The following is a 12,601-nucleotide window of genomic DNA, read 5'->3' as shown; positions in this document are numbered from 1 at the left end:
GTGAAGCTCATCATCCAAATTCCCTGCTACAATGAAGCAAATATGCTCGAGGAGACAGTTGCTGCCTTGCCGCGCGCTGTGGATGGCTTTGATGATGTGGAGTATCTGGTGATTGATGATGGGAGTGAGGATGCTACGGCGGAAGTTGCTCGTGCTGCTGGCGTGGACCATATCGTATCGCACAAGAAAAACTTAGGACTAGCCCGAGCGTTTGAAACGGGATTGCGCAGCTGTATTGAATATGGTGCCGATGTCATCGCGAATACCGATGCAGACAACCAGTATTGCGCTGAAGACATTCCGAAGCTTGCTCAACCTATCTTGGCAGGAAAAGCAGACATCGTTATCGGAGAACGGCCCATTGAGTCGATCGAGCATTTTTCGCCGTTAAAGAAATTCCTTCAGTTCTTGGGGAGTTGGGTCGTGCGGTGGGTGAGTAACACCGAGATCCAAGATGCGCCCAGTGGTTTCAGAGCATACTCGCGGGAGGCTGCCATGCGGTTGCGTGTTTTTGGTGATTATACATACACTCTCGAAACGATCATCCAGGCTGGGCATGTGCGCATCCCCATGGAGTCTGTCCCCGTGCGCGTTAACGGCCCTACTCGCAGGTCCCGCCTTGTGAAGAGCATTCCGTCATATGTGCTGAAGTCGATCCATACGATTTTCCGGATTTTCGTGACCTACAAGCCGCTCAGGTTTTTCGCTTTGTTGGCATTGGTATGCGCGACTCCAGGAGTTTTGTTAGGATTGCGATTTGTAGCCTTCTACCTGTTGGGTGATGATGAGGGGCATATCCAGTCGTTGATTCTAGCGGCCATCCTTTTGATATCTGGCTGTGTCCTGCTGATCGCGGGGGTGCTTGCCGATCTCATTGCAGTGAATCGTAATCTCTTAGAGCGCAACCAGTGGAGGATATCGAAGTTGGAGTCAGCAGCACGCGAGCGGTAGCCTCACCATCCGTCCGCTGGGGTATGGCTGTGTTGCGGTTTTTGATTTGGGGTGTGCCTGGATTTATCGTCGCTTTGTGCCTCAATGCTACCTTGGTCAAACTCTTGGGATGGCCGTTTCCGATCGCCTACGCAGTAGCCTTAGGAGTTCAGCTCAGTATCAACTTCGTGGTCTGTCGTGTCATTGTATTTCCAGGTTCGGAACCAGGAACTGTCGTAAAGCAAATCGGTTTGTTCACTGGAACGTCTGTTCTTATCCGGTTTGTCGACCTTGGAGTCTACAGCCTGATAACCGCGCTGCTAGAGATTCATTTCCTCATCGTGCAAGCATGCAATGTTTTGCTCTTCGCTGTGGTCCGGTATTCTGTGGTAAAGTGGATTTTCTCACCCAAGTAAACGAGATGAGTATTCGAAGAGAAAATGGAACGGTGGTTGGAAATGTTGAGGATAAGTCAAATCTCAACAACCCGATATCTCGGGCATTGGTGAGCGGCTTCGACGAGAGTTTTTTAAGGTATTTAAAGATCGCTCAGCCCAAGAGTGTCCATGAGGTAGGATGTGGTGAGGGTCGGATGTTGGCATTCGTGCTAGAGCGGTATCCGAGAATTGCAGTCCGAGGAACAGATCTCAGTAGCGACACGTTACAAATCGCCAAAGATGCCTTGGGCGATCAGGACGGACTTACCTTAGTGCAGAAGCCAGTCGAAGCATTGGCAGAGCCTGAGGACCATGCAGACTTGATAATCTGCTGCGAAGTGCTCGAACATGTGCCTGATCCGCAGGCGGCGCTTTCCAAACTCAGACAGCTCAATGCGCGGTTATATCTACTATCCGTGCCGCGTGAACCGATCTGGCGTCTGCTGAATATGGCTCGATTCAAGTATTGGGCAGCACTTGGAAATACCCCCGGACATTTGAACCATTGGTCCAGCAAAGGGTTTCAAAAATGGCTCGAAGCCGGAGGGTTTGAACGAGTCGCATGCTCGCGGCCATTACCGTGGACGATGGTTTTGTGTCGTCCGATTGCTTCCTGATTAATCAATTTTGTAAACTTTGGAAACAGGATCGCTGTGTATGGTCAGGATACCCGGCATCTCGGCGATCTGTGTCAGCGTCTCGGTAAGGATAATAGCTTTTTTAGCAATCGTAGCACGTCGAGGCGGCTGACTTTGATACACTCCTTCCAACACTTTGATCGAAGCGGTGCCACCCGATTGCCAGATTATGTATTCGATGCCGGTATATTTTAGCCATGCCATGCGCTCGTCTAAGGAACCAGAAAAGGGGAAACTCAGCCATGGGTTACTCAATCCCGCTAGATTCACATTCCAGATCTCATTACGCTTATAATCGAAGTGAAATTGCGACGGGCCATACACCAGGATTTTAGAACTTTCAGCGCTCAACTGCTGGAGTTGGAGACAATAGGTTAGTTGATCTTCGCGGAGGAGAGCCTGTGTTGCCTGGCGCGTCACCTCCGGATTACTAATAGCCAAAGCATTTCCCCACTCGGAGTAGTGGCTAAGTCGTTTAACATAAGAATGTGTGAAAAGTAAGACGCAGGCGATACCGACAGCGTAGACTATTCGCCGCAGACCTGTACGAGCGTTTTTGAGGCTTAGTCCCGAAACCACGATTAAACACAGCAAGCTCGGTAGGGTGTAGCGGAAACCACTGTCCACGCCGACGGTTTGGGGCGAAAAAAGGAATACGTTAATTAGAATAAAAACGATGCTACTGACCTGAAACGCTCGCAAGCCTTTTTGAACGCTATGCTGGTGTTGCCACAGTGCAATGAGCGAAATGAATGCCCCCAGCAAAAGTAGAAGGAACAGTACAGGCGATACGCCAAAACTAAAATCGAGTGCCTCAAATCGGAAAAAATCAGTCCAGGGCGCCCTTGTTGAATGAATGACCTCAGTTCCGAAGATAGTCTCAGACTTTCTTGGATTAAAAGCGATCAAGAGGTTTTTGCTATACAGTAAAAACCATGGGCTTGCTACGAAGCAACTTATGGGTATTGCAGATATTAGCCGAATGGCTTTTTGGATAAGCGACGCTTGATGTTTTCGCTCAGGCCACAGGCAAATGATAAACAACGCGGTAAAATGAAAAGGCACATAGAGTGCCGCCGATGTTTTGATCACGACCATGGCAGCGTAGATGACGGAGAGCAACGCGACAGCTATCCACGAACTAGCTGAGTATTTTGGGTCGATCACCGGAATAGAGACCGATAATAAGAGCAGGCTGCTAGTGGTATACATCGGTGAAATGTTTACTAACATGGGGTCAGCAATCCCAAAAAGTAGCACTATGCCCCAGCGTATCCAATGCCCTAGCCCAACTCGCTTGGTGAGCCAAATAATCTGGGCCAGACAACAAGCATAAGCTATGACACTATCGAAGAGCAGGAGTGAACGGCTCCCTAAGATTGTTGCCGTGAAGCTGTGCAAGATAGTCATGCCGCCCAGTGTTTCGCTGCCCAGGCTATCGAATGGGCCGGGTGCTAAGGTGCCTGTCTCTGCAAGAATCGTTGGGTAATTAAAATACTTTAGCAGGTCATCCTGTGGATTGAAGGCGGTGGGGTTATGGTAAAAGATTAGATTGATTATCACCATAACAGCGGAGACACAGGATAGAGCGGATAGTCGCGGAAAGCCGTTGTTCCCAGAATGACGTAAAGCCGCTCCTACACTCGCCAAAAGCCCAACAAACAGCAGAGCATAGATTGACGGAGGATATGCGATTTCAAAACAAGCCAAGAGGCCGCCCAATGGCAGCACCGTGGCCATGCCCAGTGTTGGAGCCTGAGCCCAGGGCACCACTATTTTCAATGCCCTGCCGGTGAGACGGCCCCAACCTGCCAATGATAGAATGACGGCAATGGTCAACAAGACGCTGGCAGAAAGTATAGAGAGGTCTGTCATGAATTAAAAGAGGGCAACGGGATGGCCGCTTGATTGTTAAGTAGTTTCGCTTCTGCTCGTCTTAGTCTTCACTGCTGTTGTACTCTAGATTATGCGGATAATGCGTAGTGAATACTGAGAGCATCAATCTCCGAAAAATAGTCTTTGGCGGGCTTACACTTTATTTGTTCTCGTGGCTGATCGGTTATGGGCAGACGCCGCTGGGCAGTTTTCCCGCCTTGGACTGCTTGCAGAATCAGGTCTTGGCTCAGCAGATTGTGTCTGGAACTTTGCCTCAGGAGCCCTTTCATCGCGCGCCGCTCTATCCCGTCATATTGGCCGGTGCATTGTGGGTAGTGGGTGATGTGGGGTGGTTGCCAGATATCGGAAGATTGATCAATGGCCTCGCGGTTCTTTTCGCAGCGGGGTGTGCCTATCGCGCAGGAAAGCGGCTGTGGGGGCGAGAGAGTGCAGGCTTAATTGCCGCAGTGTTGCTCGGAGCAAATCCGGTGGTCCTCTTTTTTGCTGGGGATTTGTATGACATTACCTTGGCCATGGCGCTTGCGGCCGCCTGTGTGTGGGCTTGGATTGTTTGGTTGGAACGTCCCAAGCTGCGGCTGACTTTACTCATTAGTTTGTTACTGGGTGCGGGCGTGATGTTGCGTTCGCATTTGCTACCCTGGGCCCTCCTTTGGCCGATCATCGCGACCTTGTTGGGAGGGAGGAGTGCGAGACGTTGGACCCATGGTGGCCTCGCTTACATGGGTTTGGCGCTAGCACTTTTTCTAACGGGCTCTATCAATCTGTGGCTTACCGACACTTGGCGCACATCGCCTTGGCAGGGTGCTTATGCGCTTTGGGCCGGAAACGAGGCGGAGGCGGACGGACGTATTTACAAGCAGAGCCGCGCTATAGAACATCTATCGGACTTTGATAACCCCGCAAAGTTGTTATCGATTGAACTCTATGCCGAGGCAACAGCGGCCGAACCGCCCTATGATATTGATGCAATGAATGCTTATTGGATGCGTCAGGCGGGTGAGGAAATCAGCGCTGATCCCTTTCGATGGCTGGGACTCATGCTGCGCAAGGCCTACTATTTCATCAACAGTTACGAACAGTATGATAATCGCACCTTTGGTTTACATCGTTCGCTCCATGCACACCTCGTTTGGAATCCGATTCACTGGGGACTCTTAGTTTTGCTCACCGTCGCGGCACTCTTTGTGCCGCGAGCTAGCGGCGGCCCCACCGCGCGTGTTCTGGCGACCTTATTTATAGCCTACGCGGCAGGCATCATATTGTTTTATGCATCGAATCGATTTCGAGTGCCATTGCTACCCTTGTTGGCGGTTACTGGAGGGGGTGCAGTTATGGGTTTGCCGAGGGTATTTAGATCGATGCCCATTTATCGCCTTTTTGCTCTGTTCGGGTCTTGCGGGGTCATATCCCTGCTCCTCTACACTAGTTGGTTTGATGCAAGGAATACGGATACGTGGGAGGCTGATTATTTGATGCTCGCGCGTGTCGCGACTCAGGTTGGAGATGATACTGCGAGCTCTGAGTATATCGAAGCAGCTCTTGAGGTGAACCCGACAAGCCGCCAGGCGCTGCTCCTTCAGGTAATGAACAATTTCAACAAGTGGGCACTGCAGGAGACTCCTCAGTTGATTTTAGATGGGCAGGCTCGTGCGTTGCTTATTCAAGCGGAGGCACAGGCGCGATGGAGTGATGAGGCTGCGGCGGTTGCTGGAATCTATGCATGGAAACTTGGACGGACTGATGATGCCGCTGTTCTCTGGAGTGCGTATCCTAGCTCAGCGTTTTGTTGGATGGCACGGGTGTGGACGTCACGCGGAGAGGATCGTCCAAGTCGAGAGCAAGCGGAAGTCTTTGCCAAACAACGTTATGCGCCGTTTCTTATGAGTGCGCTTAATGGAATCGAGAGTGGCGCCGATGCAGAAGACATAGTCTGGCTTCAGGGCCTCTTTGCACCGATCGAGTAGTTTACCGTATCGGCTGAGCTGTAATCTTGCCTACTTGTATATCTCTTAAGCCTTGCGCTCCTTTCAGTTTGCGGCGGTCGCCGCCCTCGTAGCTATATGCTTCTGACCACGATTGGCCTTGGTCGGTGCTGCGCAGAATAGAGAAACGATGACGGTTCACGTTTATCAGCGTGCCTGCCGCGGTTGTTATAATTTTGCCGAGAGGTATCTCTGATGGCAGGTCACGCCAGTTTTTTCCATCAATGGAGGCTCGGGAGCCTTGTTCCGTGACTACCCAAAGCTCATTCCCGACCAAGGAAAGATCCGCGCGTTTAGCGGAAATCCCTGTGGCGTATGCGGTCCATGATTCTCCTCCGTCCTCAGATAAATATAACTTGTCGCCGTTCTTGGTGATCATTGCCGGATTACCGTTTAGGATAGTCATACTTTTATAGAACTGATTCTCCACGTCATCGAGACCCGTCGGATGGATCCACTCCCAATTTTGTCCTCCATCGTCCGAAGCGAAAAGATTGACCATGACCTCGCGCTGTGGCCGAGTCCGATCGTCGGCATAAGCGAGGAATCGACCTGACGCTTCGCCGAGGTATGAGACACCCATATGATGCATTGAGAGTTTGCGTGGGCCGGTCTTTCCAAACTGACGTCTGAGGTTAGTGCGGTGCCAAGTCACTCCGAAATCCGGTGTCACGGTAACCTCGACAGAAGCCCCACCAACGAAGGTACCCTTAGCACTCCCTAAGCCCCAGACGGAGGGCATGGCAGTTGGGTCATTTTCATGGTTTCTCTGTCCAAAGTCTGTGTTGCCATCAGTAAGATGACGCCAGTTGTATCCGTCTTCGGTAGCTAGCCAAGTTGTGACACTGCCCCATCCTAATATAGCCACAAAGACACCGTCAGTGTAAGCTACTGTTTTACACGACCAGGGCCCGTGGTCGCCGTTAGGTAGGCCTTTAAATACCTGTTCCCATGTTGCACCATCGTCGGTAGACAGCAAAATACGCGCGCCATGGCCGACAGCGATGATCGCCTCACGTTGTGGATTGGGCTGCATGGGGGGGGCCGAGGGGGATCTCAGCTCGGCGCTCAGCGTCTGCCGGATTAAGCCGCTTTGCGGCGGTGACTACAGACAGAGAAACTGATAAAATCGTAAGAATGGGTATGAGGGTACGCATAATAGGAAGTAGGATTATCCAGCTGTTAAAATGTCGCTAACCCCAGAGTTTATGCCAAGTTTCAACTTCATTAGTTCACTGGGTTACAGGATTTTCAGGTTGGATGACTTATTATGACTTGGTCACATTAAGTTGTTTTCCAGCCACACCTTGTTTGAGTAAGAGGTATGGATTTTATGCTGTGGATATTTTTGGGTCTTCTAGTCGTTAAGACGATAGCGAGTCTGTGGCTTGATGGATTAAATTTGGGTTTTGTTCGTAAACACAAGGATCAGCGTCCTGTAGGATTTGAAGAGATAGTGGACGAGGAGACGTATCGACAGTCCGTAGCTTACACGCTGACCAAAGGGCGTTTTGGCGTGGTGACTAAGGTCTTTGATGCTGTTGTATTGGGCCTAGTGGTATGCACGGGCCTGCTGGGATGGGCTTACGGCGGGTTGACGGATGCCTGGGGTGCAGGTGTCTGGGCTCAGGCAGCGATTCTTTTCGTGATACCGACCCTCCTTGGATTTCTCAGTCTACCTTTTGAATATTACTCGCAGTTTAAAATCGAACAGGACTTTGGCTTCAACAAGTCGAGTGTTGGGCTTTGGATGATGGATCAAATCAAGAATCTCGTAATCGGCGCGGTGATCATGATACCGATGGTAGCGTTACTCTTAACGATTGTTGGGTGGCTTCCTGGTAGCTGGTGGTTTTGGGGATTCTTACTCATTTTTTTATTTCAGCTTGTGATGATCGTGATCTATCCACGCTTTATAGTACCGCTTTACAATAAGCTGAGTCCGCTACCAGAGGGTGCACTTCGGGATCGGCTCATGTCGTTGGCAGAACGTCTTCAATTTCCTACCCAAACGATCGAAGTGATCGATGGCTCGAAGCGTTCCGGTCACTCCAACGCTTATTTTTCCGGCTTTGGCAAGTTCCGCCAGGTGGTGATCTACGATACGTTGATTGAGCAACTGAAACCTGAAGAATTGGAGGCAGTACTCGCCCACGAGATTGGGCATTACAAGAAGGGGCACATTCCGAAGATGCTCGCGGGTGTGGCGATCATAGGTCTAATCGCCTTTGGCGTTATGGGTTGGTTGGTACAGGTTCCAGGATTTGTTGAGGGTCTCGGCTTCGTGGGGCTCCCGCCCGAAGCGATTCCCGGGGCGACCTTCTTGTGCTTTGCGCTGATGAGCGGGTTAGTGAGCTTTTGGTTTTCGCCGATAGCAGCCTTACGTTCACGTAAACATGAGTATGAGGCTGACGACTACGCCAAAAAAGCGGTAGGTGGCCCGGAGCCCTTAATTGGTGCGCTGCGCAAACTTTTTCAGAAAAACTTGAGTAACTTGAATCCGCATCCGGTTTACTCTGGGTTCTATTATTCGCATCCTACCCTTTTGGAAAGGGAGGCAGCCCTACGGTCGGAATGATTAAGTGGTGTTTACTCGGTATATTGTTAAGTTCAGCACTTGTTTCGGCTGAGACGCTGCGTGTTGCGACTTATAACCTTAAAAACTACCTGCTGACAGATCGCATGGTGGATGGACGATGGCGTTCGGAATATCCAAAGCCAGAGTCGGAGCGACAGGCACTCTATCAAGTCATCCAGTCAGTGAATCCCGATGTTCTGGCCATCCAGGAGATCGGCGGCAAAGAATATCTCGCGGCCTTACAGCGCGACCTGAATCGCCTGGGACTCGATTACGCTTATAGCTACCTGGGCCAGGGTGAGGATGCTGTGCGTTTTACTGCGGTACTGTCACGCATCGAGGCAGACGCAGTTATGCAGCATACTGCGCTGGATTTCCCTTATCTGGGTCAACGCGTCGCGCCGCGGCGAGGACTTTTGGAAGTTCAGATGGATGGATTCAGTCTCTACGTGATACACTTGAAAAGCCGTTTCACCACGGACAAGCGTGACCCCGGTTCCGAGGAGCGGCGCACCAAAGAAGCCCAAGCGATCCGCGATCGAATTCGTGAACGTCATGGCGAGGGCGAGGATGCGACGCCCTATCTGGTTTTGGGTGACTTCAACGACCTCATCAACAGTAGCACGCTGCGGCGTTTCCTGAGTGTGGGTGGACGCGACTTGGCGCAACCCCTGGACGTTGCAGATTCACGGGATGAGGTTTGGACCTACTTTTGGGATAAGGCAGACCAATACGCTCGCATTGATTTCATCTTGGCCAGTCCACCAATGTCCGAACGATGGGAAAATGCCAGCAAGCGCGGAGGCGTCTACGATGGTCAGGGGAGTCGTCAGGCGTCCGATCATCGCTTGGTCTGGGCGGATTTTTCAAAAAACTAGCGCCGATTTGCGGATCTGGGGCTCGTAAATTGATTTCTCAAACCATTCTGATGAATACCCTATCGCGTTATTTTCTTTTTGGACTGCTTGTGTGTGTGTGGTCAAGTGGCTGGGCGTGTGTGGTGCCTTTATACCGTTACAGTTTGGATACTTGGGAGCCGGATGTGTTTCCTGCTTTGGTGGTTTACCGCATGAGTCTAATGGCTGACGAGGAAGCACTTCTAGCAGCACTACCGGGGGATAGGATGCGTGTTATGCTCGTAGATTTGGAAACTGAGGCGGATTCCTACAGCCAGGCAGCGCCTTATTTGAATGCGATCCAGAGTCTAGATCTTGAAAACGGGTGTCCCAAGCTGGTGCTGTTTGCTCCTGGCGGTTCGGAGAAGAAACGCATGCTGTTTGCGGAGACGCTCACGCCGCGTCTGATCAACCGCCTGATGCAGTCGCCGCTGCGTGAATCCATGGAAAGGGAGCTAAGGGAAGGGGCTACAAATTTTGCTTTGTTTATCCCGAGCCCCGATGACCGTGCTAACGAAAGTGCACGGGGTTATCTTGAAGGCCGTCTTGCTCAGTATGAGAGTAATCAATTACTGCCGAATAGCCTGATTGCTGGGCTAAGTTCTGAAGAGCAGGTGGCAGCGCGGATGCGGTTAAAGATGGACTTTACCCTGATCGACCTCGATCTGCAGGATCCGGCTGAATTGGTATCCGCAGCTCAGGTGGAAGTGGCATCGGGCGGCGAAATTCCGGCGTCGATTTTACCGGCTGTGGTCCTGACTTACGGCCCGGCCCGATTTCTCGATTTCATCAGTTTAAACACCGCAGACCGTGACGCGCGCCTCGATGCAGCGGTAGCGTTTTTGGCTCAAGAGAGCCGTTGCCGTGCGAAGGCTGATAGTCCGGGGTTTGATATGTTTACTACGATAAGTTTCGACGAAATCATCACCGAAGATATCTCGGCCATGTTTGCTGATGTTTCCGCAGTGATGGGCAATGATGATGGGCGGAACCCTGGGTCGTTTCGTATGGCGGCAGAATCAGGGGAAGCCTCAGAAGTTTCAGGAAGGTCGAGTCCACCGTGGTTGATCTTCTTGGCTGTCGGGGTGTTCGGAGTTTCTTTTATTTTATTGGTTCGGCGAGGTAAGAACTGATCGACCCAGGACATAGTGCATTTTGCGTGCACTTAGTCGCTTACACCGCCGAGGTTTTTGGGCATGAGTCACCCCCGGGCGCGCTCCTCCAATCCTACAAAACACTGATAGGGCGGCGCTTCGTAGCTGCCGAAGGATGGCTGAAATATATTCGGGTTTAAATATACAGAATACTCTAAATGAGCCGCGGAAGACGCAGAATAGCGCGGAATTTAAATTGGCGACCTATGAAGAGACTTTCGCGACTTTCCGCGTTTTCAGCGGCTTGAAAAGTAGGCCGCAGGAGGACGGCGTATCGCCGCTGCTAGCAGGAGTGTTCCTGTAGTGTTATTCGCCGATTAATGTGCAATATCCTCGAGGTTCAATAGCCCTCAGATCGCCATGCCATAATGCCTCCGTCGAGATTGTGCAGGTCGCTAAAGCCTTCTTGCTGTAGGATGCCTATTGCTGTCTGGGAACGCACGCCTGCAGCGCATTGGCAGACGATAGTGGTGTCTTTGAGGGTCGCGAGTTCATTGACGCGCATCGGGAGCTGTCCGAGTGGGATATTGATGTGCCCATCTATGGCATCCTGGGCGATCTCCTCGGGTTCGCGAACATCGAGGAGAACATGGGATTTATTCTTGGAGCGCCATGTGGCGTAGTCTGCGGCTGAGAGCTGGTTCATAGTATCGAGATCGCAAAAATCGCCGGTCCAGGCGAGCGCAGTGATGCTGGGTTGAGCACCGCATAGGGGGCAATTAGGATTTTTAGAAATTCTGAGTAAACGCTGCTCTGAGCTGAGTGCATCCCAGCAGAGGAGCTTGCCCGTGAGAGATTCGCCCATACCCGTGAGGACTTTTATGGCTTCAGTGGCCTGAATGGTCCCCACGGTGCCGGGCAGTACCCCTAAAACGCCGGCTTCAGCACATGAAGGTGCAGATCCTAGGGGCGGCGGTTCGGGGAAGAGACAGCGGTAACACGGACCGTCGTTTGGTTGGAATACTGATACTTGCCCATCGAATTGGTGGATACTGCCGTGGACCACAGGAATACCCGCAAAGTGCGCTGCGTCGTTGACGAGATAACGGGTGGGAAAGTTGTCCGCGCCGTCGATCACCAAGTCGATGCCTTGGAGTAGGTCGAGCGCGTTGTCGGGATTGAAGCGCGTGGCGTGGGCATCGATCTGAATATCCGGATTGAACGCTTTTAACTCCCGTTTCGCCACCTCGACTTTTAGCTGGCCGGCATCGGCATCCTTGAAAAGGACTTGGCGCTGTAGGTTGGAGATGTCCACGACGTCATCGTCGACCAACACGAGTCGCCCTACACCCGCTGCCGCTAAATAGAGCGCAACGGGAGACCCCAATCCGCCGATGCCAACTAATAGCACTGAGGACTGGGCTAATTTTGCCTGTTTCTCCGGGCCAAAGCTAGCTAGGCGTAGGTGTCGGTCATAGCGCTGGGTGTTGATTTGGGTCATGGGGAAAGATCTTTTTATCCGCTAACGGACGCGAATGAACGCTAACTTTTTTACATTTGTGGATTTAAGTTCAGGCTTTGAAAACAGAAGTCTATTCGCGTGTATTGGCGCTCATTCGCGGATGATTTTTTGACGGGTATACGCTAACCTTCTCCATTCCAGCTTGGGTGCGCCGAAGTTGATCAAGAGTGCTAAGGGCTTTTTCGTAGCCTTGAGGTAGTTTAGGACCTGGGATTCTTCGATTCCAGTGATCTCTTTGAGTGCTTTGATTTCGACGATAAGTTCGTCGAAACATAAGAAGTCGGGAATATATTCCTTTTTGAGGATACGATTCTTGTAATGAATTTCAGCCCGCGGCTGGGCGAAGAATGGAATGTTTCTTTCCTCAAACTCAATTTCTAAAGCCTCTTGATACACCGGCTCTAGAAATCCGGAACCAAGTTCATTTGAAACTTCGAAAGCTGCTCCGATTATAGCGTATACTTCGTCTTTGAGGATCAATTCTTTGTTCATAACAATCGGGTTTGTCTGGGTCGTTTTTTTATCCGCTAATGGACGCGAATGAACGCTAATTTTTCACAGTTATCCCATAGGAATTCGAATTTTTCCTGGACCACAGATTACGGGTATGCGGTCAATCAAGTGTTTT

11 protein-coding genes are annotated in these 12,601 nt (G+C 51.2%); 7 read left to right on the top strand and 4 right to left on the bottom strand.

The window, feature by feature from the left end; translation table 11 throughout:
• The 3 genes from HRU10_08095 to HRU10_08085 are packed head-to-tail and all read left to right on the top strand — an operon-like array spanning position 1 to position 1,984.
• Positions 1 to 951 (top strand): glycosyltransferase family 2 protein, encoded by a 951-nt coding sequence (locus tag HRU10_08095; GenBank protein ID NRA27193.1) that lies wholly within the window; start codon positions 1 to 3, stop codon positions 949 to 951.
• Positions 909 to 1,346 carry a GtrA family protein gene (locus HRU10_08090; GenBank protein NRA27192.1) on the top strand — a complete coding sequence of 146 codons (438 nt, stop codon included), beginning with the start codon at positions 909 to 911 and terminating at the stop codon, positions 1,344 to 1,346. The genes HRU10_08095 and HRU10_08090 overlap by 43 nt, the downstream gene beginning before the upstream one ends.
• Positions 1,325 to 1,984, top strand: a complete 660-nt coding sequence (locus tag HRU10_08085; protein ID NRA27191.1) for a class I SAM-dependent methyltransferase — start codon at positions 1,325 to 1,327, stop codon at positions 1,982 to 1,984. Before HRU10_08090 ends, HRU10_08085 begins: the two co-directional genes overlap by 22 nt.
• Here HRU10_08085 and HRU10_08080 read toward each other — a convergent pair whose 3' ends face one another.
• Positions 1,985 to 3,880, bottom strand: coding sequence for a hypothetical protein (locus HRU10_08080; GenBank protein NRA27190.1), 1,896 nt, complete (start codon positions 3,878 to 3,880; stop codon positions 1,985 to 1,987).
• Positions 3,881 to 3,987: 107 nt separating this feature from the next.
• Here HRU10_08080 and HRU10_08075 point away from each other — a divergent pair, with 107 nt between their 5' ends.
• On the top strand, positions 3,988 to 5,865 hold the full coding sequence (locus HRU10_08075; protein NRA27189.1) for a glycosyltransferase family 39 protein: 1,878 nt from the start codon (positions 3,988 to 3,990) through the stop codon (positions 5,863 to 5,865).
• A gap of 1 nt (position 5,866) precedes the next feature.
• Here HRU10_08075 and HRU10_08070 read toward each other — a convergent pair whose 3' ends face one another.
• Positions 5,867 to 6,919 carry a hypothetical protein gene (locus HRU10_08070; protein ID NRA27188.1) on the bottom strand — a complete coding sequence of 351 codons (1,053 nt, stop codon included), beginning with the start codon at positions 6,917 to 6,919 and terminating at the stop codon, positions 5,867 to 5,869.
• Between the two features lie 288 nt (positions 6,920 to 7,207).
• Between HRU10_08070 and HRU10_08065 the strand changes: the two genes are divergently transcribed.
• Genes HRU10_08065 through HRU10_08055 form a run of 3 tightly spaced genes read left to right on the top strand, consistent with a single transcriptional unit; the run spans position 7,208 to position 10,490 of the window.
• On the top strand, positions 7,208 to 8,461 hold the full coding sequence (locus HRU10_08065; protein ID NRA27187.1) for a M48 family metallopeptidase: 1,254 nt from the start codon (positions 7,208 to 7,210) through the stop codon (positions 8,459 to 8,461).
• Positions 8,458 to 9,339 carry an endonuclease/exonuclease/phosphatase family protein gene (locus HRU10_08060; protein NRA27186.1) on the top strand — a complete coding sequence of 294 codons (882 nt, stop codon included), beginning with the start codon at positions 8,458 to 8,460 and terminating at the stop codon, positions 9,337 to 9,339. The genes HRU10_08065 and HRU10_08060 overlap by 4 nt, the downstream gene beginning before the upstream one ends.
• Positions 9,340 to 9,389: 50 nt before the next feature.
• Positions 9,390 to 10,490 (top strand): hypothetical protein, encoded by a 1,101-nt coding sequence (locus tag HRU10_08055; protein ID NRA27185.1) that lies wholly within the window; start codon positions 9,390 to 9,392, stop codon positions 10,488 to 10,490.
• Between the two features lie 361 nt (positions 10,491 to 10,851).
• Here the strand turns inward: HRU10_08055 and moeB are convergent, their stop codons facing one another.
• Both moeB and HRU10_08045 read right to left on the bottom strand, forming a co-directional pair.
• Complete coding sequence (gene moeB / locus HRU10_08050; protein NRA27184.1) at positions 10,852 to 11,952, bottom strand: molybdopterin-synthase adenylyltransferase MoeB; 1,101 nt, start codon at positions 11,950 to 11,952, stop codon at positions 10,852 to 10,854.
• A 111-nt stretch (positions 11,953 to 12,063) separates the two neighbouring features.
• Positions 12,064 to 12,465: a GxxExxY protein gene (locus HRU10_08045; protein NRA27183.1), complete on the bottom strand. Its 402-nt coding sequence runs from the start codon at positions 12,463 to 12,465 to the stop codon at positions 12,064 to 12,066.
• Between the last annotated feature and the right edge of the window lie 136 nt (positions 12,466 to 12,601).

The organism is Opitutales bacterium (assembly GCA_013215165.1).
Taxonomy (GTDB): domain Bacteria; phylum Verrucomicrobiota; class Verrucomicrobiia; order Opitutales; family JABSRG01; genus JABSRG01.
Note: the sequence above shows the minus strand (reverse complement) of the source record. Positions and strands in the feature narration are given on the sequence as shown.